The sequence below is a fragment of the Corticicoccus populi genome (genome assembly GCF_042686195.1).
GTDB classification, from domain to species: domain Bacteria; phylum Bacillota; class Bacilli; order Staphylococcales; family Salinicoccaceae; genus Corticicoccus; species Corticicoccus populi.
In genome coordinates this window covers 768896-792607 of the sequence record NZ_JBHUOQ010000001.1, presented here as the reverse complement: position 1 = coordinate 792607, position 23712 = coordinate 768896, and the positions used below count along the sequence as shown (strand labels likewise).

The window sequence follows — 23712 nt, the reverse complement described above, 5'->3', positions numbered from 1 at the left end:
GGATTTTATTTTCTTGACTGACAGAACGTATGTTCGTATAATAATGATGAGAACACAGACAGATAGGAAGGCGGTGATGAGATGAGTGATATATTTACGATTGATTATGTCGACGAGAAGAAAAGACAGGTGATATGTGTAGATGCAAAGTCTTTTTTCGCATCAGTAGAAGCGGCTGAGCGCGGGCAGAATCCTCTCGAAGCAAGAATTGCCGTAGTGTCAAAGCCTGAAAATAAGGGTGGACTGGTTCTTGCATCCTCTCCCCGTATAAAGGAAGAGTACGGCGTTCAGACAGGAACAAGAATATATGAAATCCCTCCTGGTGCAGACATAGAAATTGTTGAACCGAGAATGGCATTGTATGTAGAGCGAAATCTTGATATACAGCGTATCTTTAAACGTTATGTTCAGGAGGAGGATATTCTGGTGTATTCTATTGACGAGTCGTTTTTGGATATTACTAAGTATCACCATTTGTTCGGCTCTCCTTACAGAATGATGCGCAAAATTCAAAGAGATGTGTGGAAAGAGCTCGGACTGGTACTGACAATCGGCATGGGGGATAATCCGCTCCTTGCGAAGCTTGCTCTAGACCACGATGCAAAACACGATGCCTTAAATCATTTTATAAGCGTCTGGCATTATACAGATGTACAGGAAAAAGTCTGGCCGATTAAACCCCTCAGCAAATTTTGGGGAATCGGACACAGGATGGAGCGTGCCCTGAACCGCCTTGGTATTCAAAGTATTTATGATTTATCCCAGTATGATTTGAAACAGTTGAAAAAAGAGTTCGGAGTCATTGGTGAGCAGTTATTCTTTCATGCCCACGGTGTTGACCGGTCAGAAATATCGGACAAATACACACCGAAAAGTACGTCATTCTCAAGAAATCAGATTCTGAATACAGACTATGTCAAAAAGACAGACGTGGAGATTGTGATAAGGGAAATGACTGATGAGAATGCTGTCAGGATGAGAAAACACGGCTTTGTCACTTCGAGAGTCGGGCTGTACATCGGCTATTCAAAAAATGTGCCGGAAGACGGCTTTAGTAAACATATGACAATTGACCCGACAGATTCATCAAAGAAATTAAAAGAATATCTCCTTCTGATCTTTGGCAGACATTATGAAGGCTATCCTGTACGGACAGTAAATATTACTTTCGGGCATTTTGAAAAGAAACAAAATCTGGATATGCAGCTGAATTTATTTGAACCTGTGGAAGAAAATATAAAGGGGGAGCATTTAGATCAAACGGTAGACAAGATGAGAAGGAAGTACGGTTATACATCGATCCTCCATGCATCGAGTCTGATGGATGGAGCTATGGCAAAATACAGAGCAACTTTACTCGGCGGCCACCGCTCTGGGAAGGGTGAGAAAAATGAGTAACAGTAAAAAAGTAACACCTGACGATTTGAAATATAAAGACCGGGGTATTGTGAAGTGGCTCGGGATGATGCTCAGTGATCACTCCGAGGCCCTGAAGAAAGAATCACAGGACAGCAGGAAAAGAGAAGTGAAAGCAAAGGCGGAAATGACAGACACAGAAATATCCAATATATTATTCCAGTCATTTACTTATCATTATCCAGTCCGGATACAGGCGAATATATTAAAGAACGGTTATTATTATCAGGATCTGAAATGTAAAGTTTCCGGATATGCTGATAACAGAATATACCTGCAGCTTAAGGACGGCCGCTCAGTCAACTGTATGATAGAGGAAATAAGAAATGCAGAAATTATGAGGGTGGAAGAGTGGTATGAAGGAGAGTAGCTCCTCTGAAAAGCAGTTGAATTATATAATACAGTAGTGTGAAGTCTAAATAACGGCAGTACAAATATTGTAAAGGTGGTTAACTGTAATGATTAAAACAGTATTGGACAATGAGTGCTCAGATAAAGTAATTAAACAAATTGAGATGTTGTTTAATCAAGAATATACAGATGCTCAGTGGACAAGGAATGACCCCTATGGTTATTCACCGGCATCTGTCAGAACTCTGGCTTTTGATAATGAAAATAATTTGGTAGGGCATATTGGTGCTGAGCAGCGTATGATTTCAGTAGGAGGCACTGAAGTATCTGCAGCAGGAATAGGCGGTGTACTGGTTGCACCGGGTTTTCGAAACCAGAAGCTTGCTCAAAATATGATGAGAGAACTGAAAAGCTATCTTAAATACAATCAGACAGCAGATTTTGCATATTTAGGGTGCCGGGAAGAAGTGGTGAGATTTTATGAATCATGTGGTTTCACCAGAATTTATCGTACAGAAATATTCCTTGAGAACTTTAGTCACAAGAAAATTGTAAGAACAGGTGATCCGATACTGGTATCTGCCATAAATAACGGGATTGCTGACTTTCCAAAAGGTGATATTGATATCAGGGGAACCGCATGGTAATAATTTTCAAAATAGAAATACTTCAGTAAAGACTATGACCTCATGTTGTTAGTGTTCATCTTTGTGTAATGCCTGTATATATAGTTGTTCAGATTTCTTTAATAATGTCTTTCTAATCATAGTGAAAATAAGCAGAAGCAAAATAACTGTCACAATCAAATGGACCTGCCAGTAATATCCTAAGTCGTATAAGAGACTGAATAAAATGACGCCAAGCGGATTGAGTACCATATTCACCACCTGGGTTGCTGCAAAGAACCTGCCTTTGATTTTATGCGGGACAACAATCTGTATAAAAGACAAAAAAGGAACATTAGAGATTTGGTTTAGAAACAAGTACATAAAGAACAATAATGCGATATAAAGAACAGAGACAGTAGAACCCATGTCGAGATAAATAGGAAGGATATATAAAGGGATTAACAGTATGGATAATGTAAATCCGAATTTCATATATGCTAAAGGGTTCTTAATGTTTTTTCGTTTACCAATCATATATCCCCCAATAAGTATACCGGTACCTGCAACAGCATTTACAATGCCCACCTGCTCCGGAAGGAAGTTCAATTCATTAATCATCATTTTTTCCGGAAGTACTGCAAGAAATGACCCAAAGAAGTTAATACCGATAAAAACAATCAGTGTTTTACTGAATAATTCATGATTTAAAATAAAGCGAAGCCCTTCAGTAAATTCTTTGATATAGTTTTTGTTATCTTCATTAGTATCCTCAATTGTATTATCCATAGAATGTAACTTAAGAAAAAATCTAGAAAAAAAGAAATGCTGTAGAAAATCAAAAAAGGAGTATCATTTGATTAAATTCTAATAACCCGAATAATATGCCTGCAAGTATCGGGCCGCCGATAATGACAGAAGACAGTATAGAAGCTGTATAGCCGGTCACTTTCTGTATCCGGGATTTATCAAAGAGTTCTACAATGGCAGACTGAAAGGCATTACTGATAAATGGAGATACCAGGCTGCTTAAGAAGGTGTAAGTATATATCACAAACAAATTGACACCTGAAAAAGTAACAAGTCCGAAAAAAGAAAGAATGAGTAATACCTGTATGCCTTCTCCGTATAATATAATTCTTTTCTTATTTTTGAAATCACTTAAATAGCCGGAAAAGGGCAGAACGATAAAACTGACCACCATACTAATCACGAGGTTGATAGAGAAATACAGTGCGGATCCGGTTTCGTACATGATGAAGTATGTCACGGCAAACATAAATACACTTTGACCCAGGTTAACGGATAAACGGCTTAAAATATAAATAATAAAATTTGCTCTTTCATATAAAGGTACAGAACGATGGAAGATAAATATCACACCTTTGTTAAATGTAGTTTAACTTATGATTTGGTATTTAATATAAAGCAGAAAAACTTGAAAGTCAATATTAAGTTAAATATAATTTAACTAGAGGTGATAATAATGACACTCGGTCAGCGTATTAGAACACTTAGGAAAGAAAAAAAATTAACACAGACGGATTTAGCCGGAGATAGAATCACAAAGAATATGTTAAGCATTATTGAAAATGATAAATCAGACCCGTCACTCGAAACATTAAATTACCTTGCGAAAAAACTGGGCGTTCCGGTTTCATATTTAACGCAGGAAGGTGACGAAGCATGGACACGGGAGATATTTAAAAAACTTAGAATTTATGATGATTTTAATTATCCGGAAGAAGTAGTCCAGAATGAAATCATTCCGAATATGGATAAAATCAGTCAAACAGAAACCGGTGTCCGGGTGTACTTGTATTTGAGAGGATATTTTCGAAGACAGTACGATGATAGAAAAGCGGATGATATCAGCAGCAGAATCTATGATTATTATAATCGTCTTGGTCTTGAGCATCTTGCTGTGAAGGACAAAATTGATGATGCTGTATCATACATCAATCAATATAATTATGAGAAAACATTCAATAAATTACTCGACCTGTATGATGAGGTCGAAGTGATTGCAGAAACAGTGCCGGAGATTAAACTTGAGTATTATTTTATGCTCGCTTTATTTTCAGTGTCTATAGATGAAGCGGCATTTGTAAAATATTCGCGTGAAGCGATTGGAATGTGTCACAAGTTACAGAGTTTTAAAAACTATCTTACTCTGAATAATCTAATGAGCTGCTATTATGGGCTGTTGAATGATTCAGAGTACCAGTATTATTTTAAAAAAATAAAATCGTATATTGATTTTAATGATGACCCTAAATATGATGCTCTTTTTCTAAATAAGGAATCACCGGTTACATTAAAGTTTCTACTGGTTGAAGATGAAGAAAAAGAGAGGTTACTGCTTAAAGATTACCTTGAAAGAAATAAGGAGTCTGAGTTCAAATTTCTGGAGTTTTATTTACCGATTTTTCAGTTGGAACTGTATTATTTCAGTGGTGAGTATGAAAAAGTATTGAAAGAATTTAAGAAAGAATATTATCACAGACATTCAGCAAACCATCAGGTAGATAGAATGACAATTGCCATTCGGCAGTGTGTATATCCGTTATGCCTGTATTATCTCGGAGAAAAATCGAAGGCTGTATCAGAATTCGACAGAATAGAGCGTGAAGTGAAAGATATTTCGCATATGATATTTGCAAAAGAATTATACGAAATAAAGGAGATTATTAACCAGTGACGGATTAATACTTTATGAAATCTCAAGTTTTGTATAATTAAGTATTTTTTGGACTTTCAAATATTCAAAAAGGAATAGTTGGGTATAAAATCACTAGAAAGGAATTATGTTATGAATGTTAAAATTATTCCACCAAAGGATATAAAAGAACTTTCTATTTATCTTGAAAAAATGAATGCACAAAGTGCAGCTCATATTGGATTTTGTGGGGAAGAAAGGGAAGAAATCCACGATTCTTTAATGAATGATTTCTCTGATTTAAGCATTAATGATTCATTTTTAGTGGCTTATAATGACGCTGAAATAATTGGAGCAATTGGATTAGATATAGACCTTGAAGATCAATATGCTGATGTATGGGGACCCTTTGTTACAAACAATGATATAGAAATAGCACAAAAGTTGTGGAATGATATTCTATTAAAAGCTCCGGAAGATGTAAAGTCATTTTCCTTTTTTATAAATGAAAATAACTTATATGTAAAAGAATTTTTACAGAAAAATAATGCTAAGTTTTCAGGGACAGATTTTGTATTCAGCATAACTAAGGATACTATTTCTAGTATAGGTGTAACTGAGTCGATAAAATTTGAAAAAGCTTATCAAAAATCCTTTGAAGAGCTGCATAATACAGCTTTTCCTAAGACTTACTTTAACGCTAATGAAATTATAAATAGAATAAATGAAGAGAACACTTTACTATTAATGAAAAATGACGATACAAATATCAAAGGATATGTGTATATCGAAACTCAACCAAAACATAAAGAAGCTAATATTGAATATGTGTCTGTAGATCCTGATTTACGAGGTAATGGAATCGGGAAGAAGCTTATTGAGGATGCACTAAATCAAATTTTCTCTTATCCAACTATTGAGGAAGTAGATATTTGTGTATCAAGTACTAATGAGAAAGCAATAAATTTATATAAATCTGTTGGTTTTAAAGATAAATATATTTTAGAGAGCTACGAAATTCAATAAGTGTTTAAATCGTGTTTTCAAAATGGCCTCATTCTAGTGGGATAGAATAGAGGTTATTTTTATGGCTGGTGTCATCTGGTTGTAGATGGCAGTATTAAAGTTTAGGAAAGCGTCAATTTGAGCTGCTTCTCTTATTCTTTCTTATAAATATTACTATCACTTTAATTATTGTAAATACCAATGAAATAGGAACAAATACTCTTGCCATGATAAGGGGTATCGCAATTGCCCAGTATTCTGGTTCAGGATACATAATAGGGATAATCATAGATAGCGTGAATACTGAAAATGGGGCGATTATATCTGCATAGAATGTTATTTCTTTATTTTTTTTCCAAGCAATTAAGTCAGTTATCAAATAAATAATAATTAAAAGAATTACTCCGATGATAATGAGTGCTTCGATACTCAAATTAAACAACTCCTTTGAAAACGCACAGCTTTACCTTCCCTCAATACTAGAGACATTCTTAATACTTTCAGATTCATGGGTGATTTCACCATCAGGTCATACTCATTTTTAAATCCATGATCTTTAGGTCTTAGATTTCTTTAATTTTAAAAATATATTAAAGAAATAAATAATAGGAATGATTAGAAATCCGACTTTTATTAACGTCGGCTCACTGATTAATGAAAACAGTATAATAAAAAAGATAATAATCATAATAGGTAATGATATTTTGTCATACATTGAGAGGCTCATTCGCACTCACTCCTTTACCTAATTTTACACTTTTTTAAATTAAGTGTAAAATTACTTAATAGGATTTAGAAGAAATCAAAATAAATAATACTATCATTTTCATGACATTGACGTAAGAATAAACAAGACGACCTTTAGGGCATAGGAAAACGCGAATAAGAGATACTTTTTATAAGCTCTCTATTATTCGGGTTACAGTTCAGTTAATTATCATTATCTTTTTCTGCATCATCATCTTTATGAAAGGGATTTTGTGTTAAATAATAAACTCCTACACATAATAGTCCAAAAAAAGATGCCCAACCAACATCAGATAATTCAATCGTCTCTTTTGAATATGCTGAGGATGTTAGTGAAATAAGAAAAGCTGTTAGACCATATCTAATATATTTAATAATAATAACACCTCTAGTTTTTTATTTCTCATACCTTTTTTTAAAATTCTAAAACGTAAATACAATCAAATTTTAGTTAATGTATCTAATAATGCTTAAAATTTACATCTATCTTTTGTTCTGTTCAAAATATAAGACTTTCAAGTGGTTGTTCGATACTCTATTTTGCATGAAAAATCGCTCTCACAGAATGTAGACTCATACCTGTTATGAGTTCCTTGCTTCTGTGAGAAGCGATAAATGATTTCATGTAGTATTTATAAATTATGTCTAGAATATAGTATAAATAAAAAATGAAATCTCTATTCTTCAAGTAACTCCGTTACCAGTCATACTTTTGTCTGTTTGCTATTAAAATTAAAATTAAAATTAATTATTATGAGGAGAATAAGTAAAGGAGTGATACTAAATGAATGAAAAACCATATATGTTGTTGGCGTTAGGATTTGTAGTGATGACCGCAGGATTGTTTGAAGTGTGGCCGGAATGGATTGGTGTGCCTTTGGGTTTTTGGATTTATTGTGTGGGTCTTTACATGAGGTGTGCTCCCCATGATTTTCAGTCTTTAAAAAACCTTCTATGAAGAGGTTTTTTTCTATCTAAAATAACAGTATTGTTTTTGACAGGTAATCTGACTGCAACAGTCACTGTTCCATTAATTTCATGGTCATCAGCAGGAGTGTTTATGGCTGGAACTTTGGGAGTTTCTACGTTTAGTTATGCTCCTGTGTTATGTAGGGTTTATCTTTGCAATTGTACTAGGTTATACTGGTATAGGAATCGCAAAGTTAGATGAGGAAAAGAAAAATGAGTTTAAGTGAGATAGTGCAGCATATATGATCTTGGATATGCTGCACTAGTGTTATATAAAATATTAATCACTTGTCACGTACCTGGATTTATCACACAGATGTGTGATAGAACTTTTTATATTAAATAATTAATAGGAGGACATTATGTCTAACACAGTATTAATTACAGGAGTGAGTCGCCCGGGGAGTATTGGTACAGAAATAGCACGACACTTTTTAAATGAAGGATTTAATGTGATTGTACATGGGTTAAATCAATATGATCAACAGATGCTTTACAAAGATAAAGATTCAGCAGCAGAATTTGAAGGGGATGTCGTTAAATTAGCTGATTCTGATTTATCTACTGAAGATGGAATACAAGAACTAGCTAAAATGATTGAGTCGAATGGTAATATCAATCACTTGGTATTATGCCATGCATACAGCACTCAAAGTCATTTCAAAGACTGGAGCTTTGAAGAAATTAACAAACATCTTATTACAAATATTACTGCATCTATGCTGCTCGTACAGGCATTTAAAAAACAGTTTAACAGTGAACAGGGCTGTATTACATTGTTCTCATCCGGTCAGCTACTGGGTCCAATGATTAGTGAAATACCGTATGCAGTCTCTAAAGCAGGCGTTGCAAACTTGCCGCTTCACTTATCATTCCTGGTGGGTGAAGAAAATATTAGGATTAATGCAGTGAACCCGGGTCCGACGGATACAGGATATATTGATGAAAATGAATCAGTGTATAAGGAAATTGAATCACGTTTTAATCAGAAGCGGTGGGGGAAACCCTCTGATATTGCGAACTTGATTTCATTCCTTCACAGCGATAAAGGGCAATGGATTACAGGACAGGTCATTAATAGCGAGGGTGGATTTTTAAGGTAAGACTAGAATATTTGAAGAGGTGCTGCATATGCTTGGTCTCCCAAGAGGAACTGTATTTTTATCAGAGTGGACAAAGGAATGGGCCGAGACTTTTATTATCGAGAAAAACAAAATAGAAAGTGTATTTCCTGATGAAAATATTAGAGTTCATCATATTGGAAGCACGAGTGTAGAGGGTTTAAAAGCAAAACCTATTCTTGATATTGGAATGGAAATTAACAACTTTGAAGATATTAAAGAATATATTCAAGGACTTGAGCGTATAGGGTATAAAAATATGGGCAGTAGTATTCTTCCGGAAAGATACTATTTTATAAAAGGGGAGCCCAGAACCCATCAGATTCATTTGTTCGAGAAAGGAAATTCCTTTTTAGAAGAGCAGATTACATTTAGAGATATACTGCGTAAAAACAACAGTATCAAAGAGAGATATGAATTATTGAAAATAAAATTGGTTGAAGCCCATGCAGAAGATAAACATAAATATGCGGAGATGAAGACGGGGTTTATACATGATGTTTTAGAGAAATATGAATATTAAACTGGATAAAACTTAGAATAAAAGGTACAGACAGCTCCTCGTTTTTGAAAGCTGTCTGTACCTTTTCTAGGTATATTTATTAAGCAGCGTAGGCGGGATGTGACAGTAACTGATATCCTCCGGATATCTTTCCAGACGGTTCTGATGTTCATCAGCACTTTTAATGTAGTTTCTGAGAGGCAGTACCTCTACAGCAATACGCTCTTTATCATCTCTTTCGAGAATAAAACGTTCCGCTTCTTTTAAAAGAAGAGAATCTTCACTGTAGAAGCCTGTTCGATACTTTTCTCCGACATCCTCTCCCTGCTGGTTGATACTGTAGGGGTCAATTATTTCAAATAAATATGTCATGAGTGATTTTACTGACACAACTTCCGGGTTAAATTCAGTTTTAACACACTCCGCATAGCCATCATAATTTCCATCTAAGTCGTTACTGCTGCCATTCACACGTCCGGCTTCTGTGGATATCACACCAGGAAGTGTTTTTACGAATTCCTGAACTCCCCATAAACATCCACCGGCTAAATATACAACTGCCATCATTAATTCTCCTGTCTTTTTGAATTCATTATAATAGAATATTTATGTAATATCCAAGTCATTAAATGTTAAAACGTTTGCTTCTCCTGTTTCTTCAAGGAATTGGCGGACAAGATGAATGTGCGCACCACCGACGAGCAGTAAAACTCTGGAGTGTCCCTCATTTATGATATCAATTAAATTTTTATAAATAATCAAATTTCTTTGGTACCACCATCTTACCCAGTCAATACCAATATAGTCTGTTTCACTTCCTATTTGTGAGACTTTAAGATGTGCCTGATGACTGTGGAAAATACTATTCTCATCATTAATTTTTTTGAAATTTTTCATCAGAGAGTCACCTTTGGTTAGTTCATTTACTGAAATTTTTTCAATTAATTCTGTATAGAATTCGTGTTGATTTTTCTTTGCCCATTCTATTATGTCTCCAAAATTCCTTTCTCCGATGGAATCCATCCAATCAACAGCATTAATACGGGGAATATTTTCAGACTGTCCCAGTCTGAATAATATTTGATGAATTTCATTTTCAGATAGATTAAAATCATTTTCTAAGTATGACTGGTACTGCTTATCAAGAATACTTTGTGTGTCTTTTGTCCACTCAGCTGCCAGAGCAGAAGGTTTGAACTTTTTCAGAATGTCAATTAGTTCAATCACCTCGTTATAATGCTCTTCTTGATTAAATAAGTCATCATTTTTTATTAAATCAGTTGTAGAAAAAAAGTGAAAAGTTCCAACAATAAGTATTTCCGGTTTCATGCCCACCACACCTTTATTAAATGTATTATAACTATAATATATCATATTATAGTTATAAGTTAAATGATATTTAACTTATTTATAGAAAAATTCCTCATCAAATTGATGAGGAGGTCTTTCATTTAAACAGTTTTAAACCATTCAACAGCGTCTTCATATGGATGACTAGTTTCTACATCAGGAACAATTGGATTGTTTTCATAGATTTTTCCGGTTCTGGTCTTAAGTTTGGATGTTGTAATATTCAGCATGACACCGTCATATAAAGTAACGGTATTGTTGCTGGTAGTGAATCCAGCACTTTTTTCTCCGAAAATTTTAGTATTTGGAACACCGTCAAATGAAATTGCGATAATCTCACCGGAACTTGCTGTCCGGCCGCTGATTAATACAGCTATCTTATTTACCCTTACAAATTTTCTGTGCTTAACAGTCGTCGGTGTACCTGCATTCCTAATTTCACCATCTTCAATATTCACTTTAAATTCGGAATGGTCTTTCATAACAAAAGAGATTAAATGTCCATCATTTAACAGTGAGGTTAAACCTGTGATCATCGGTCCCATATTACCACCGCTGTTTTCTCGTAAGTCAATGATGACATTTTCAAAACTTTTGTTCAGCAGCGAAGATTCAATGATATCTTTAAATTTCTGACATTCTTCTGGTGTCCCTGAAAATCGTGGAATATTAATATATAAATAATCGTCTTTAGTATCAATTCTCGGATATTCCATGGGCATTTTAGAAGTCTTTCCCATGTCAGGCTTCATTAAAAATGAATGGTTCCCACCACCTGCTTTTAAGGCCTCACTAATAAATGGAAGAGTCTCTTCATAGGTCCTGCAGCTTTTAATTTTACTGTGTAATATTTTATATTTCTTCTCCCAGGAATCACCTGTGGCATAAAGTGCCTGCAGGTGAATAGTATTTAAAGCAATTTCACCGTAATGTTTTGGAGATGGTTTAAAGAAATATCTGCCGAAATAGGGGGCAAAGCGATAAAGTATAGTAATGATGAGTGACACGAGTGTTAATGAAAATATAGATATACCGACTGTCTTCAATCGGAAGATAGATTTTAGTTTTTGTCTCATGAAAACGACTCCTTATGGTCAACCGTTAATAACGTGCAGATTTGAACTCTGATTTTAAAATATTAAAAGAAAAAATTGTCGCGTATCTCTCGTATTAATGCGATTTCTATGTATTAAATCATTTCAAGTGTAGCATAATTCATGAATAATTAGAAAAATTGGAATATAAATGAAATTGTTTTATATTAAAGAGATAGTTCTGAAATATGAATAAAGGGGTGAAAACTTATGAAAAAGTATAAGGCAGTTATTTTTGATTTGGATGATACTTTATTAGACAGAAATGTAGCGGTAGACGAATTATTATATTTGCTTGTTGAAAAGTATTACAACTCTTCAGGTGATATAGATACTGATAAAATGCTGTATCAGTTCAGGCATTATGATAAAGAAAACTTTGGAAAGGCTGATAAAACAAAAGTTTTAGAACCATTTTTTGAAACGTTTCCTCCGGATATTGAAATGGACAAGGATGAAATGATGGAATTTTGGAATACATATTTTCCGAAATGTTTTAAGGCAGATCAAGAAACATTAAGCATTCTTGACAAAATATCCTCCAAAGTGAAAATGGCAATTGTAACGAATGGTACAAGTGAAAGACAAAACGCCAAAATTAAAAATAGTGGACTCGATGCATACTTTAAAACAATCCTTATTTCAGAAGAAGCAGGAGTGAGAAAACCTGACAGAAGAATATTTGATATGGTACTGAATCATCTTGAACTGGAGGCGGGAGAGGTTTTGTTTATCGGTGATCACCTGGAATGGGATGTCGAAGGGAGTCAAAATGCCGGAATGAATGATGTATGGTTTAATCCATTGAATCATGAAAACAATACACACATACATCCTTCAAAAGAAATCAAAAATATGGGTGATCTTTTAAAATGGATAGAGTAGGGAAAGATATGTATCTGGAAAGTGTTAGGCTGGAGGGCTATGATGCACTTTGATGCTTACTTAAATAATAACAGGAGAGCTCTTTTCTATATTAAATAAATCGACTTAAAAATCTGAAAAATCTAAATAAAAAGTATTTAGGTTTGGACATAACCCAAAAAGATGTTATCATCAATTTAGCACCAGATACTAAAATCTAGTACTAAGGATGGTGGATATGGTTGAATCAAGAGCGAAATTAACTGCGATAGGTTCCTATGTACCCAGTAGAAAGCTGACAAATACAGATTTAGAGAAGATAGTAGAAACAGATAATGATTGGATAGTTCAACGTACAGGCATTAAAGAGCGGAGAATCAGCAGTAAAGATGAATTTACAAGTGATATTTGTATAAAAGCAGTAGAAAACCTAAAAATGAGATATGATAAATCGTTGGATGATGTGGATTTAATTATAGTCTGTACCTTAACACCAGATCACCACACACCCAGCACAGCTTCATTAGTACAGGCAGGGCTGGGGCTTGTTCAAACAGGAGCAATTGATTTAAATGCTGCATGTGCTGGTTTTACCTACGGACTGCATTTAGCTAACGGATTAATTACTTCAGGACTTAATAAGAAAATATTAGTGGTTGGAGCAGAAACATTATCAAAAATTACTGATTATGAAGATAGAAGTAGTTGTATATTGTTTGGTGACGGTGGTGGCGCTGTGCTTGTTGAATATACTGAAGATAGTCCAAGCTTCATCTCACATCAATTAGGTTCGAATGGTGAAAAAGGCGGAAGTTTGTATAGTTCGAATCTTTCAGACAAAATATTTAATCAGGATATCATAGATAACGGAATGATTGTACAAAATGGTCGTGAAGTGTTCAAGTGGGCTGTTAGCACAGTGGCAAATAATATCCCTTCACTGCTATCAAACACACCATTTGAATTAAAAGATGTTAACTGGTTTGTTCCACACAGTGCAAACAGCAGAATACTAGAATCTATATGCAGGAAAATTGATTTTCCTACAGAAAATACTTTGAGCAGTATTCCGTATTTTGGTAATACATCATCCGCAACCATCCCTTTAGCACTTGATCTGGCAGTTAAAGAAAACCGGATTAAAAAAGATGACAAGTTAATTTTATACGGATTCGGCGGTGGTCTTGCCTATGCCGGCCTTCTAATTAATTGGACGATAGATTAATAATTATAGTTTTAATTGAATACAAGCGTATTATCCCTTCAATCCAGTGTTATTGAGGGGATAATTTTATTTGATAAAAAATTCAAGTGGTAGATGAGTGCTTTAGGATAAATGTCTGTATCAAAGATAAATATTACATATACTCAGTAAAATCTAAGGTGCATTTCGGTAATGTATAATATACTTTAAGAAATACTTACAATTTTTGGAGGAAGACAATGGAAATATATTCTGCTGAAAATATACCGAATAAGAAAATAGTTAAATTCTTTAAATCTCATTGGGGAAGTTCAGAAATGGTTCTCTCAAGTGGTGTTTATGATTGTAGTAAATTAGATGGTTTTGCAATAGTAAATGATAAAGAAGAAATTATAGGATTAATTACTTACATAATAAAAGGAAAAGAAATAGAAATTATATCATTGGACAGCATAGATGAAGGTAAAGGGATAGGGACATTTTTGGTTCAAGAGATAGAAAAACATGCCGTCAAGAAAACTTGTAACGCTGTTAGACTTATAACGACTAATGATAATTTATCAGCACTGAAATTTTATCAAAAGAGAGGTTTTGTTCTGAAAAATATTATTAATAATGCTGTGAATAAAGCAAGAAAACTAAAACCGGAAATCCCTTTGATTGGTAATAATGGTATACCAATCAGGGACGAAATAGAATTAATAAAGAAATTGGATTAATAAAAATCTAAAGTAATTATGAGTTGATAGTAATCCGGATAGGATGAGAAATCTGCTGTTTCTAATAATAGATTCACAATGGGAATCAATAAAACATTAAAAGACTTATTAAAAATACACAGGTATATTTTATTCGGACGGCATTTTCTAATATAAGTATATTAATATACTTATATTTAAATGTCTTAAGCAGGAGCGAAGTGTGTGATTTAAATTTTAAATTTATAACCATATACAACATTTTACTGAAACAGATAAATTTTTGATTTGGAAAATGACAAGAATTAAAGGGGACAGGTATTTATGGATAAGAAAAGATCTCTGAAAATGCATTGGGAAAAGTATTCTGAGGAAACGACCTTTAATTTTTCTGTTATCCATGATTTTTTAGAACAAAATGGTGAAACAGTCAAATATGAAGCGGGTGAGATTTTAGTGGAAGAAGGGGAATTTCCATCTGATATTTTATTTATCAAAGAAGGGATTGCGAGAGGAAAACGGGCGTATGAAGATGGGAATGAGTATGTCTATTTTCAAGTGGACCAGTCGGATGGTAACTTAGGTCTTTTGGAAGTTCTCGGGAGAAGAGAGGCTTATATTTCTACTGTTACATCCTTAACTGAAATGACTGCGGTTAAAATTCCTTCATATTTGATATATCAAAAAATAATGAATGATCCTTCACTGCTGAGAAGGTGTTCAGTGCTGTTGTCGCAAGACTTATATACAACTTCAGGCAATGAGGGGCTGCTTTACCGCTACAGAGGTATAGACAGAGTAAGACACTATCTCATACAGTATTTTGATAAAAACAGCGGAGGAACTGCTGCAGTAGAAGTGAAAAGCAAGTATCAGGACATTGCATTTGAGCTCGGAATCAGTGTCCGGACAGTTGGCAGAAGTATTCAGTCATTGAAAAACAGCGGGGAGATAATGTATGGAAAGAAAAAGGTGATGCTGGATTATCCGCATGTTGAAAAAATACGAAAAAACCTGCATTAATTTTTTAAAGACCAGGAAGAGGACAGATGTCCTTTCAGCAGATGGAAAAGTCGAGTAAACTTAGAAATCATAAATGTAAGCGTTTCATCAAATTCAGGAGGTTATGAAATGAAGAGAGGTTTGAAGTATGATTTCTCGCTTTTGGCGCTTTTGCTGATTCCGGTCGGTGTTTCTTTGAATGTTGTGGGCTATCAATTGTCGACAATATTAAAACTCCCGCTAATTATAGACCAGATTGGAACAATTCTGGTTTCTTTAATTGCAGGACCGTGGGTAGGGCTCATTACAGGCTTATTGGCCAATGTGGTAAACGGTATGATTAATCCTATTGCGATTCCTTATGGGCTGGTCTCTATGAGCATTGGTCTTGCTGCAGGTTTTTTCTCCAGATGGGGTTTATTCAGGAATATTTTCGGCATTATATTATCAGTGATTGTTTTGACCGTTCTTTCAGCATCTACAGCAGCTGTTGTGACAGTCTTGTTATTTGGCGGTGTGACAGGGGCTGGAACTGATTTAGTTACAGCAGCGTTTTTAGCAGCAGGACAGGAATTATGGCGTTCTGTAATATCTACCAACCTGATTACCGGTACAGCTAATACTGTAATTAATGTTGCAGTCGGACTGCTGATTGTTCACAGAATACCTGACAGGTTCTTAATTAAATTGAACTACGGTGGACAATTTATTAAGAAAGGGGCCATTAAATCATGAATAATGTAATTTGGCATCTTTACCCATCGACAAAGTTTTTAATTGTTCTGCTGATCATTGTACTCAGCATGTTTACACCTGACTATATTTTTCAACTGGTTTTATTTGGGGTCGTTATAGTACTGTCCGCCATCTCAAAAACATTGTCGAAGTTTCTGAGCACATTTTTAAAGTCAATTGCGTTGATTGTACTGTTTATCTTCATTATTCAGGTGTTTATCGTGAACAATGAAGATTCATCACAATTATGGGCTTTTATCAGCTACTCTGAGACTGGACTTGCAGTCAGTATTGATATTTCCACACGAATCGCTGCAATCAGCTCAGTGATTATATGGTTCTTTCAAGTTACAAGTGTTAAGGATATTATTCTTGCATTGGAAAGAGTGAATATCTCGAAAAAAGTGACTTTCGTGGTTGCATCGACAATTCAGCTGATTCCTCAAATGACAAAATTATCGAAAACTATTTCTGATGCACAAAAATCAAGAGGGATTGAAACGGAAGGGTCGCTGTTTGTTCGGATGAAAGCATTTTTACCTATGCTCGGACCTCTGGTGCTCTCTTCAATTCAACAAACCGAAGAGCGGGTCTTAACATTGGAATCGAGGGGTTTCTCTTCTAAAAATAAAAAAACTTCCATTCATGAAATAAGTAAGAGTACAACGGATTATCTCATTTTTGGATTATGTGTTTTAGTATTTATACTGTATGTGATTTGGAGGAATAACGGATGAGTATTTTATCATTACGAAACGTCAGTTACCAGTACCCTCTGGAAGCGGAAAAAGCAGTAAAACATATTTCTTTCGATTTAAAGGAGGGGAAAGTTTACGGTGTGATCGGAGCCAATGAATCGGGGAAAACAACCTTATGCAATATTATGCGGGGATTTATACCGGAGCTCTATAAAGGAGAATTGACGGGAGAAATATTATATAAAGGAAAAGATATCGCCGAATATAATATTGGAGATCTGGCATCTGAAATCGGTTATTCTTTTCAAAATCCGTTTACTCAAATTTCGGGAGTTAAAGAAACTGTTTTTGAGGAAATTGCATACGGTATGGAGAACTTAGGAATTTCGAGAGAACAGATGACAGCTCGTGTCAATGAACTGGCAGCACTGTTTAACTTAGAAGAACTTATAAATGAAAATCCGTTCGAACTTTCCGGCGGTCAAAAACAGCGTGTAGCGCTGGCGTCAGTAACGGCACTTGATCCGAAAATCATTATTCTGGACGAACCGACATCACAGCTTGATCCTAAAAGTACAGAAGATATTTTTAAAGTAGTGGAGCATTTGAAAAAACAGGGGAAAACTATTTTTCTGGTGGAACATAAAGTGGATCTGCTCGCGGAGTACTGTGATGAAATATTTTTGTTAAGCGGGGGCGAAATGGTGATGCAGGGAAAAACTAAAGATATACTATCTGATGAAAAAGTGCTCAAATACGGGGCAGGACTTCCACAGATTGTCCTGTATTTCCTTCAGTCAGAACTGAACAATGCAAACATTCCGTTAACAGTAGAAGCTGCATATCAAATGCTGGAAGGGAGTGAATAGTCATGTCTTACTTATCGTTGAAGGAAGTCAGCTATTCGTATCCAAATGGTCATGAAGCAGTGAAGAATTTAAACCTTGATTTTGAACTGGGTGAATCAGCTGCTGTCGTTGGACAGAATGGAGCGGGAAAAACTACTGCTGTAAAGATGATGAATGGATTATTGAGGCCGTCTGAAGGCCTTGTATTGCTGGAAGGAAAGAGTATAGCGTCAATGACAACAGCAGAAGTGTCTCAATACGTCGGTTATGTATTTCAAAATCCGGATGAACAGATATTTCAGGATACCATTTATAAAGAAATTGCATTTGGTTTGAAGAAGAAGAAATTAAAAAAAGACGATATCAACAGGATTGTAAAAGAAGCGGCATTATTATGCGGACTTGAAAATGATTTAGAAGAACATCCCTATAATCTGCCTTATTCTAAAAGGAAATTTATAACGATTGCGGCTGTTACTGCAATGAATCCAAATGTCATTATTTTAGACGAACCGACTGCCGGTCAGGATAGAGGCTCTATTCAAAGACTTGGAGAGATTATTAAGGAACTGACACAGAATAATAAAACAGTCATTACTATTACGCATGATATGGAATTTGTTGCTTCTGAATTTGAACGGGTCATTGTACTTGCAGATAAACAGAAACGTAAAGAGGGAACACCGAAAGAAATATTCTGGGATGAAGAACTGCTTTCTTTCAGCGATTTAAAACAGCCGTATATTTGTCAGCTGGCAGGGTTGCTGGGACATAAAGATATTATAACAATTGAAGAATTACTGGAGGTACGGCATCATGAAACAACTATGGATTGACTGTGACCCCGGACATGATGATGCGCTTGCAATATTGACTGCCGCTGCGCACCCTGATGAAGTGAATATACTAGGTGTATCCACAATCGGGGGTAATCAGACATTGGATAAAGTCACTAAAAATGCACAAAACGTATTGTCCTTTATTGATGCCCGCATTCCACTCGTCAAGGGGGAAGAGAGACCGCTCGTTAAGGAATTGAATACAGCACCCGAGGCTCATGGGGATTCCGGTATGGATGGACCGTATTTTGGCGATAATCATTATCCGGTTGAAAGAGGACATGCGGTTCAACATATGTATCAGTCTATTGTTTCTGCTGAGGATAAAGTCGTACTTGTCGGACTGGGACCTTTGACGAATATTGCGCTGCTTCTGAAATCATTTCCAGAAATTAAAGAAAAAATTGATTTCATCAGTATTATGGGCGGGGGGATTTCTCACGGAAATGTTACAGCACTGGCGGAATTTAATATTTATGTAGATCCTGAAGCGGCGGATATTGTTTTTAATTCCGGTATCCCTGTAGTGATGTCCGGACTGGATGTTACTGAACAGGCTGAAATTACTGTCGATGAAATCCACTCTTTAAAAAACAAAGGAAAGGTGTCGCATCTTGCGTATCAACTCCTCGATTTTTATAACCAATCCGGCAGACAGTTCGGTTTTATCAATAGTCCTGTACATGACTTGTGTGCGGTTGCTTATATATTGAAACCAGAAATTTTTACAGGCAGTAAGCATGATGTAGAAGTTATCACGGATGACAGTGATGCAAGAGGTATGACATACATTGATAAAAGAAGACATACTAAACAATCGGGAAATACGTATGTGCTGACAGATGTAAACAGAAAAGATTTTGTTGCTTTGTTGACAGAGGCATTAGAATTATTAGATTCCCGTTCCGAAGGCTGAATCATAAAAATGGAGACGAATAAACCCCTTCGTGCATGGAGGGGTTAATAATTATTTACGCTCAATAAATTCAATTTTGTTTCCGAAAGGATCATGTGTATAGAATCTCTCTGCACCTTGAAGCGGCGTATCTTCATGAACAGGGATATTATTTTTTCTGAGCTGTATTTTTAAATCTTCAATATCATCTACTGCAAAAGCAGGGTGTGCTTTTTTGGCTGGTGAAAAAGGGTCTTCAATTCCGATATGAAGTTCTTTATCTCCGACTTTAAACCACACACCGCCTCTTTTTGCCAGATTATCGGGCTTGGGTATCTCTTTAAGATTTAAAATTCCGGCAAAAAATTCACGGGCTTTTGCTTCGTCTTGAGGCGGAGCTGCGAGTTGAATATGATCAAAATCTGTAAATTCAAATGACAAAATAATCACATCCTAAATATAAATTTAACTTATTAATTATTCAATTTTATATAAGTTATTCTAAATTTATTATAAACTAAAAGGAAGCATTTAGTAAATAAAAGAATATATTTACTTTAAAGGGGGCGGATAAAAATATTTCGTATATTAATCCTTTGTCAGCTGGTTTTTCATGATAATTAACTGTATAATTTTAATATTCAGATATTTAAAATGAACAACAGGAGATGATGATATGCGTAAAGGATTATTGTTTTTATTTCTCATGATGCTTTTAGTAATGGCAGGCTGCACAGATGACAGCCAGGTCAATACTGAGGGTGAAGGTACGGACGGGGAAAAGACTGGGGATATTGTGATTGGATTTAATCAGGATATATCAACAATCGATCCGCACGGTACGAATGATGTGAATGCAATTCAAGTCAGACGATTTTTATTTGAGAGACTTGTGGACAGAGAACTTGATATGTCATATAAGCCGGGGCTCGCCACTGAATGGACACAGGATGATGAGAATATATGGACATTCAAACTTACTGAAGGTGTCACATTCCATAATGGTTCAGACTTTACTGCAGAAGATGTTAAGGCGTCTCTTGACAGAGTAGTGGATCCGAGTGTCAGTGCACCGACAAAATTTCTTTTTGAAATGATTGAGAGTGTAGAGGTTGTGAATGATTATGAGGTGAAGATTACGACATCTTATCCTTTTGCACCGCTTCCGAATAACCTTGCCCATGCAGCGGCAAGTATAATGAGTAAGGAAAGTATTGATGCAGATTACCAAAATGCGCTTGATCTTGCTGAATCGGAGGTTACGCTCGACGAGTACTATTCACTCAGGGAAGCAGGGGGTGACGAATTCCAGGAAGTGTCTGAACAGATTGCTGAGTATACAGGAGAGCATATTACTAATGAACCTGACGGCACCAACTATGTTCAGTTTGAATCAAGAGCACCGGGTGAGAACATTGTTTTCTCAAGATTTGAAGATTACAGAGGGGACAGTGTCGTTGATAACTTAACGTTCCAGGTGATTCCGGAAGCAGGTTCCATGATGGCCGAACTTGAATCAGGCGGTGTTAATTTGACAACACCTGTTGATATGTCAATGATGGACAGAATCAACAGTAATGATGTCATAGAACTGGTCGAAGAGGAATCACTAAGAACAAATTATTTAGGGATTAACACTCAAAAAGCACCTTTTGATGATGTTAAAGTCAGACAGGCAATTGATTTTGCTATAGACAGAGAAGCACTGCAGCAGGGGATATATGACGGAATGGCAAGTATTCCAAACAGTATGGTGTCATCCAGTGTGTTCGGCTACAATGAAGAACTGCCGCTGATTGAACAGGATATTGATAAAGCGAAAGAAGCACTGTCAGAGACAGATGTAGCAGATGGTTTTGATGCGACACTTTGGGTTGAGGATACACAGGCACTGATTGATTCTGCAGTATATATTCAGGAACAGCTCCGTGAGTTGAATATTAACGTCAGCATTGAACAATTTGAAGTTGCAGCATTTCTCGATATGCTTGGTAACGGCGGCCATGATATGTTCCTGCTTGATTTCACAGCGTCCACTGTTGATGCAGATTATCTGCTGAGTTCACTGACGTTAAGTACTAATGCCGGTTTCGGAGGTAACAGAGCATTCTATGAGAATGAAACGCTGGATGGACTGCTGGAATCAGCAAGAAGCGCAACAGAAGATGAGGTACGCTTAGAAGAGTATACAAAAATTCATAATCTTCTCCGTGAAGAAGTACCGTACCTGCCGCTTGGTCATCCGAATATGACGCTGGCATTTAACACGGATCAGCTGGACGGTGTAAACATTGATGCCGCAGGATATATCAGACTGGAAGATGTTTCATTTAAATAAGGTCACTGAATTAAAACCACCGCTCGTGTTTTCATCACAGCGGTGGTTTTGATATGATGTTTAAATATTTTACGGACGGATATAGAAAAATAAGAGCCATCAGGAAAATGATGTAAAAATATAATGGTCATTGAGGTGATACAATGAGGAAAATCCTGAAAGGCCTGTTCAATATCCTTTTCTTTATCTTTTGTTTCTATTTCATCTGGGAATTATGGGCTTTTTTAGTGAATCAATTATTTGGAATCCCTTCACGAGCAACACAATTTCTAATGATGATTATTTTTGTTATTTTTAATATTATTATTTCTTATCTAATCAGCAAAAAAATCATTGATGTGATGGAGTATTCATATAACAAAATAAAACTGTGGTGTGTCTCAAAGAAAAATGATTAATGTCAGTTTAATCTGCAGGACAAACAGTTATTCCGCTGCTCTTTCCGGAAACAGATTTACTTTTTCAATGTTCGGCAGTTTTCTCAAAACGGAGCTGCTCAACCAGTAAATACTGAATATAATCATCCCCATGCTGCCTACGATTACTGTAATGACAGGACTAAAGGAATCCCCAATAACTCCGCCGACAAGTGCACCGATCGGCATACCGATAGTGGCTATACTTGTCAGTAATGTAATGACGCGTCCGATATAATGAGTCTCCACCTGCTTTTGAATAGAAGATATAAGCAGGATATTAAATATACTGATTGAAACTGCGCCTGTACTGAACAAAATCAGTGAAGGAATGAGTGGAAGGAGTGCTGTACCCAGCCACATGACACCGCTCGCAGCATAAGTGAATATAATCATTTTTCCAAAATCAATATGCTTTAATTTCGGGGAAATGATGGTACCAGCGAGTATACCGAGTGATAAAGCGGCTAAGTAAAAGCCGTATATGGCTTCATTACCATTACCTTTAATTAATGAGAATGCGGGCATATTTGTTGTCATAATGACCATTAAAAAATTGATGATTACAGCAGATATAATCATTTTAGGAATGATAGAGCCTTTAATATAGATAAAACCGCCCTTTAAGTCCTTAGGGTATTGTTTTAACGTGCCTTTAAATGATGGATCCTGATTATCCGGTTGTGCAGGCTGTTTAAAAGTAAAGAATGTATATGTTACAGCGACGAGGAATATGCAGACACCAGTAATCATTAGTGCATTAACACTGCCAATCAATGCGACAATAATGCCGGCACTGCCGATAAATATAAAATCCATTGATTGTCGTAAAGTCTGTAAGTAGGCATTTGCATCGACAACATTATCTTTACCGGCAATAATCGTAAGAATGGTCGATTCAATCGGGTAGGTAAACTGTGACAGCAAGCTGCTTAAGAACAGTACAGCGATTAAATACCATACATCAAGACCGACAGTATAATGTATCAGCGGGATAGTGAATAACAACAGTGCTTTAATAAAGTTACTCGATACCAGCCCGTTTTTATATTTCATGTAATTTGCGAGAGGCGCAATAAGAAAGCCAAGTACCCCTGGGAGTGTTGTTGCGAATACCGCTATCCCAGAGTAGAGTACACTGCCGCTCAATTCAAGAACCAACAGCATTCCTGCAATCAAGTAAATCCCACTTCCCAATTCATTAATAAAAACCCCGGTCATTAAAATTAAAAAATTTTTTTCTTTCACAAACGGCTTAATCTTGCCCATATGTTTCATCCCCTTAATCATAATATTATCAATTTGTATTTTTAAATCTTATATTTGCATTTACAAATTGATTTAATTTAATATTAC

At 35.7% G+C, this 23712-nt stretch carries 26 protein-coding genes; 18 read left to right on the top strand and 8 right to left on the bottom strand.

Translation table 11 applies throughout. The features are described 5' to 3' along the window. Positions 1-81 precede the first annotated feature (81 nt). The 3 genes from ACFSX4_RS04155 to ACFSX4_RS04145 all read left to right on the top strand — a co-directional run bounded on the left by ACFSX4_RS04155 (position 82) and on the right by ACFSX4_RS04145 (position 2414). Positions 82-1398, top strand: a complete 1317-nt coding sequence (locus tag ACFSX4_RS04155) for a Y-family DNA polymerase (RefSeq protein WP_377771835.1) — start codon at positions 82-84, stop codon at positions 1396-1398. Next, a complete protein-coding gene (locus ACFSX4_RS04150; protein WP_377771833.1) occupies positions 1391-1786 on the top strand; it encodes a hypothetical protein in 396 nt (131 codons plus the stop codon). The genes ACFSX4_RS04155 and ACFSX4_RS04150 overlap by 8 nt, the downstream gene beginning before the upstream one ends. Positions 1787-1874: 88 nt before the next feature. Continuing rightward, the gene (locus ACFSX4_RS04145) at positions 1875-2414 is read left to right on the top strand and encodes a GNAT family N-acetyltransferase (protein WP_377771831.1); all 540 of its coding nucleotides are present in this window, start codon (positions 1875-1877) and stop codon (positions 2412-2414) included. Positions 2415-2462: 48 nt separating this feature from the next. Here the strand turns inward: ACFSX4_RS04145 and ACFSX4_RS04140 are convergent, their stop codons facing one another. Further along, positions 2463-3161 (bottom strand): hypothetical protein, encoded by a 699-nt coding sequence (locus tag ACFSX4_RS04140; RefSeq protein ID WP_377771829.1) that lies wholly within the window; start codon positions 3159-3161, stop codon positions 2463-2465. Positions 3162-3210: 49 nt separating this feature from the next. Further along, on the bottom strand, positions 3211-3753 hold the full coding sequence (locus ACFSX4_RS04135) for an MFS transporter (protein WP_377771827.1): 543 nt from the start codon (positions 3751-3753) through the stop codon (positions 3211-3213). 105 nt (positions 3754-3858) lie between these two features. Between ACFSX4_RS04135 and ACFSX4_RS04130 the strand changes: the two genes are divergently transcribed. Together ACFSX4_RS04130 and ACFSX4_RS04125 are read left to right on the top strand one after the other, a co-directional pair. After that, positions 3859-5073, top strand: coding sequence for a helix-turn-helix domain-containing protein (locus ACFSX4_RS04130; RefSeq protein ID WP_377771825.1), 1215 nt, complete (start codon positions 3859-3861; stop codon positions 5071-5073). Positions 5074-5184: 111 nt separating this feature from the next. Next, complete coding sequence (locus ACFSX4_RS04125) at positions 5185-6057, top strand: GNAT family N-acetyltransferase (RefSeq protein WP_377771823.1); 873 nt, start codon at positions 5185-5187, stop codon at positions 6055-6057. Between the two features lie 112 nt (positions 6058-6169). Here the strand turns inward: ACFSX4_RS04125 and ACFSX4_RS04120 are convergent, their stop codons facing one another. Beyond that, positions 6170-6469, bottom strand: coding sequence for a hypothetical protein (locus ACFSX4_RS04120; RefSeq protein WP_377771821.1), 300 nt, complete (start codon positions 6467-6469; stop codon positions 6170-6172). A gap of 1098 nt (positions 6470-7567) precedes the next feature. On the opposite strand from ACFSX4_RS04120, the gene ACFSX4_RS04115 reads away from it, so the two are divergent. The 3 genes from ACFSX4_RS04115 to ACFSX4_RS04105 all read left to right on the top strand — a co-directional run bounded on the left by ACFSX4_RS04115 (position 7568) and on the right by ACFSX4_RS04105 (position 9396). Further along, complete coding sequence (locus ACFSX4_RS04115) at positions 7568-7741, top strand: hypothetical protein (RefSeq protein WP_377771819.1); 174 nt, start codon at positions 7568-7570, stop codon at positions 7739-7741. A gap of 373 nt (positions 7742-8114) precedes the next feature. Beyond that, a complete protein-coding gene (locus tag ACFSX4_RS04110) occupies positions 8115-8855 on the top strand; it encodes an SDR family oxidoreductase (RefSeq protein WP_377771817.1) in 741 nt (246 codons plus the stop codon). Between the two features lie 28 nt (positions 8856-8883). Beyond that, positions 8884-9396: a GrpB family protein gene (locus ACFSX4_RS04105; RefSeq protein ID WP_377771815.1), complete on the top strand. Its 513-nt coding sequence runs from the start codon at positions 8884-8886 to the stop codon at positions 9394-9396. Between the two features lie 66 nt (positions 9397-9462). Here the strand turns inward: ACFSX4_RS04105 and ACFSX4_RS04100 are convergent, their stop codons facing one another. The 3 genes from ACFSX4_RS04100 to ACFSX4_RS04090 form a co-directional block, all read right to left on the bottom strand. Next, positions 9463-9939 carry a peptide-methionine (S)-S-oxide reductase gene (locus tag ACFSX4_RS04100; RefSeq protein ID WP_377771813.1) on the bottom strand — a complete coding sequence of 159 codons (477 nt, stop codon included), beginning with the start codon at positions 9937-9939 and terminating at the stop codon, positions 9463-9465. Between the two features lie 42 nt (positions 9940-9981). Then, the gene (locus ACFSX4_RS04095) at positions 9982-10704 is read right to left on the bottom strand and encodes a DUF5694 domain-containing protein (RefSeq protein ID WP_377771811.1); all 723 of its coding nucleotides are present in this window, start codon (positions 10702-10704) and stop codon (positions 9982-9984) included. Positions 10705-10826: 122 nt separating this feature from the next. Next, positions 10827-11801 carry a S41 family peptidase gene (locus ACFSX4_RS04090; protein WP_377771809.1) on the bottom strand — a complete coding sequence of 325 codons (975 nt, stop codon included), beginning with the start codon at positions 11799-11801 and terminating at the stop codon, positions 10827-10829. A gap of 228 nt (positions 11802-12029) precedes the next feature. Between ACFSX4_RS04090 and ACFSX4_RS04085 the strand changes: the two genes are divergently transcribed. The 9 genes from ACFSX4_RS04085 (at position 12030) to ACFSX4_RS04045 (ending at position 19623) form a co-directional block, all read left to right on the top strand. Next, positions 12030-12704 (top strand): HAD family hydrolase, encoded by a 675-nt coding sequence (locus ACFSX4_RS04085; RefSeq protein ID WP_377771807.1) that lies wholly within the window; start codon positions 12030-12032, stop codon positions 12702-12704. A gap of 217 nt (positions 12705-12921) precedes the next feature. Continuing rightward, positions 12922-13908 (top strand): ketoacyl-ACP synthase III, encoded by a 987-nt coding sequence (locus tag ACFSX4_RS04080; protein WP_377771805.1) that lies wholly within the window; start codon positions 12922-12924, stop codon positions 13906-13908. A gap of 218 nt (positions 13909-14126) precedes the next feature. Next, positions 14127-14606, top strand: coding sequence for a GNAT family N-acetyltransferase (locus ACFSX4_RS04075; protein WP_377771802.1), 480 nt, complete (start codon positions 14127-14129; stop codon positions 14604-14606). Positions 14607-14909: 303 nt separating this feature from the next. Further along, positions 14910-15608, top strand: coding sequence for a Crp/Fnr family transcriptional regulator (locus ACFSX4_RS04070; RefSeq protein ID WP_377771800.1), 699 nt, complete (start codon positions 14910-14912; stop codon positions 15606-15608). Positions 15609-15716: 108 nt separating this feature from the next. Further along, entirely contained in the window at positions 15717-16322 is a 606-nt protein-coding gene (locus ACFSX4_RS04065; RefSeq protein WP_377771798.1) for an ECF transporter S component, read from the top strand. Then, positions 16319-17059 carry an energy-coupling factor transporter transmembrane component T gene (locus ACFSX4_RS04060; protein ID WP_377771796.1) on the top strand — a complete coding sequence of 247 codons (741 nt, stop codon included), beginning with the start codon at positions 16319-16321 and terminating at the stop codon, positions 17057-17059. Before ACFSX4_RS04065 ends, ACFSX4_RS04060 begins: the two co-directional genes overlap by 4 nt. After that, positions 17056-17889, top strand: coding sequence for an energy-coupling factor ABC transporter ATP-binding protein (locus ACFSX4_RS04055; RefSeq protein WP_377771794.1), 834 nt, complete (start codon positions 17056-17058; stop codon positions 17887-17889). Before ACFSX4_RS04060 ends, ACFSX4_RS04055 begins: the two co-directional genes overlap by 4 nt. A 2-nt stretch (positions 17890-17891) precedes the next feature. Further along, complete coding sequence (locus ACFSX4_RS04050; RefSeq protein WP_377771793.1) at positions 17892-18704, top strand: energy-coupling factor ABC transporter ATP-binding protein; 813 nt, start codon at positions 17892-17894, stop codon at positions 18702-18704. Next, a complete protein-coding gene (locus ACFSX4_RS04045) occupies positions 18685-19623 on the top strand; it encodes a nucleoside hydrolase (RefSeq protein WP_377771791.1) in 939 nt (312 codons plus the stop codon). The genes ACFSX4_RS04050 and ACFSX4_RS04045 overlap by 20 nt, the downstream gene beginning before the upstream one ends. 51 nt (positions 19624-19674) lie before the next feature. On the opposite strand, the gene ACFSX4_RS04040 is transcribed toward ACFSX4_RS04045, so the two are convergent. Beyond that, positions 19675-20043: a VOC family protein gene (locus tag ACFSX4_RS04040; RefSeq protein ID WP_377771789.1), complete on the bottom strand. Its 369-nt coding sequence runs from the start codon at positions 20041-20043 to the stop codon at positions 19675-19677. 235 nt (positions 20044-20278) lie between these two features. Between ACFSX4_RS04040 and ACFSX4_RS04035 the strand changes: the two genes are divergently transcribed. Continuing rightward, the gene (locus ACFSX4_RS04035) at positions 20279-21940 is read left to right on the top strand and encodes an ABC transporter substrate-binding protein (protein ID WP_377771787.1); all 1662 of its coding nucleotides are present in this window, start codon (positions 20279-20281) and stop codon (positions 21938-21940) included. Positions 21941-22365: 425 nt separating this feature from the next. Here ACFSX4_RS04035 and ACFSX4_RS04030 read toward each other — a convergent pair whose 3' ends face one another. Then, positions 22366-23625 carry an MFS transporter gene (locus tag ACFSX4_RS04030; protein WP_377771785.1) on the bottom strand — a complete coding sequence of 420 codons (1260 nt, stop codon included), beginning with the start codon at positions 23623-23625 and terminating at the stop codon, positions 22366-22368. Positions 23626-23712: the final 87 nt, after the last annotated feature.

Coding starts and splice junctions, on each gene's coding strand:
- ACFSX4_RS04115 (WP_377771819.1), top strand. CDS start 7,568: ATGAATGAAAAACCATATATGTTGTTGGCGTTAGGATTTGTAGTGATG.
- ACFSX4_RS04050 (WP_377771793.1), top strand. CDS start 17,892: ATGTCTTACTTATCGTTGAAGGAAGTCAGCTATTCGTATCCAAATGGT.
- ACFSX4_RS04085 (WP_377771807.1), top strand. CDS start 12,030: ATGAAAAAGTATAAGGCAGTTATTTTTGATTTGGATGATACTTTATTA.
- ACFSX4_RS04155 (WP_377771835.1), top strand. CDS start 82: ATGAGTGATATATTTACGATTGATTATGTCGACGAGAAGAAAAGACAG.
- ACFSX4_RS04105 (WP_377771815.1), top strand. CDS start 8,884: ATGCTTGGTCTCCCAAGAGGAACTGTATTTTTATCAGAGTGGACAAAG.
- ACFSX4_RS04090 (WP_377771809.1), bottom strand. CDS start 11,801: ATGAGACAAAAACTAAAATCTATCTTCCGATTGAAGACAGTCGGTATA.
- ACFSX4_RS04035 (WP_377771787.1), top strand. CDS start 20,279: ATGCGTAAAGGATTATTGTTTTTATTTCTCATGATGCTTTTAGTAATG.
- ACFSX4_RS04110 (WP_377771817.1), top strand. CDS start 8,115: ATGTCTAACACAGTATTAATTACAGGAGTGAGTCGCCCGGGGAGTATT.
- ACFSX4_RS04060 (WP_377771796.1), top strand. CDS start 16,319: ATGAATAATGTAATTTGGCATCTTTACCCATCGACAAAGTTTTTAATT.
- ACFSX4_RS04140 (WP_377771829.1), bottom strand. CDS start 3,161: ATGGATAATACAATTGAGGATACTAATGAAGATAACAAAAACTATATC.
- ACFSX4_RS04070 (WP_377771800.1), top strand. CDS start 14,910: ATGGATAAGAAAAGATCTCTGAAAATGCATTGGGAAAAGTATTCTGAG.
- ACFSX4_RS04100 (WP_377771813.1), bottom strand. CDS start 9,939: ATGGCAGTTGTATATTTAGCCGGTGGATGTTTATGGGGAGTTCAGGAA.
- ACFSX4_RS04080 (WP_377771805.1), top strand. CDS start 12,922: ATGGTTGAATCAAGAGCGAAATTAACTGCGATAGGTTCCTATGTACCC.
- ACFSX4_RS04125 (WP_377771823.1), top strand. CDS start 5,185: ATGAATGTTAAAATTATTCCACCAAAGGATATAAAAGAACTTTCTATT.
- ACFSX4_RS04045 (WP_377771791.1), top strand. CDS start 18,685: ATGAAACAACTATGGATTGACTGTGACCCCGGACATGATGATGCGCTT.
- ACFSX4_RS04145 (WP_377771831.1), top strand. CDS start 1,875: ATGATTAAAACAGTATTGGACAATGAGTGCTCAGATAAAGTAATTAAA.
- ACFSX4_RS04095 (WP_377771811.1), bottom strand. CDS start 10,704: ATGAAACCGGAAATACTTATTGTTGGAACTTTTCACTTTTTTTCTACA.
- ACFSX4_RS04055 (WP_377771794.1), top strand. CDS start 17,056: ATGAGTATTTTATCATTACGAAACGTCAGTTACCAGTACCCTCTGGAA.
- ACFSX4_RS04075 (WP_377771802.1), top strand. CDS start 14,127: ATGGAAATATATTCTGCTGAAAATATACCGAATAAGAAAATAGTTAAA.
- ACFSX4_RS04150 (WP_377771833.1), top strand. CDS start 1,391: ATGAGTAACAGTAAAAAAGTAACACCTGACGATTTGAAATATAAAGAC.
- ACFSX4_RS04065 (WP_377771798.1), top strand. CDS start 15,717: ATGAAGAGAGGTTTGAAGTATGATTTCTCGCTTTTGGCGCTTTTGCTG.
- ACFSX4_RS04130 (WP_377771825.1), top strand. CDS start 3,859: ATGACACTCGGTCAGCGTATTAGAACACTTAGGAAAGAAAAAAAATTA.
- ACFSX4_RS04030 (WP_377771785.1), bottom strand. CDS start 23,625: ATGGGCAAGATTAAGCCGTTTGTGAAAGAAAAAAATTTTTTAATTTTA.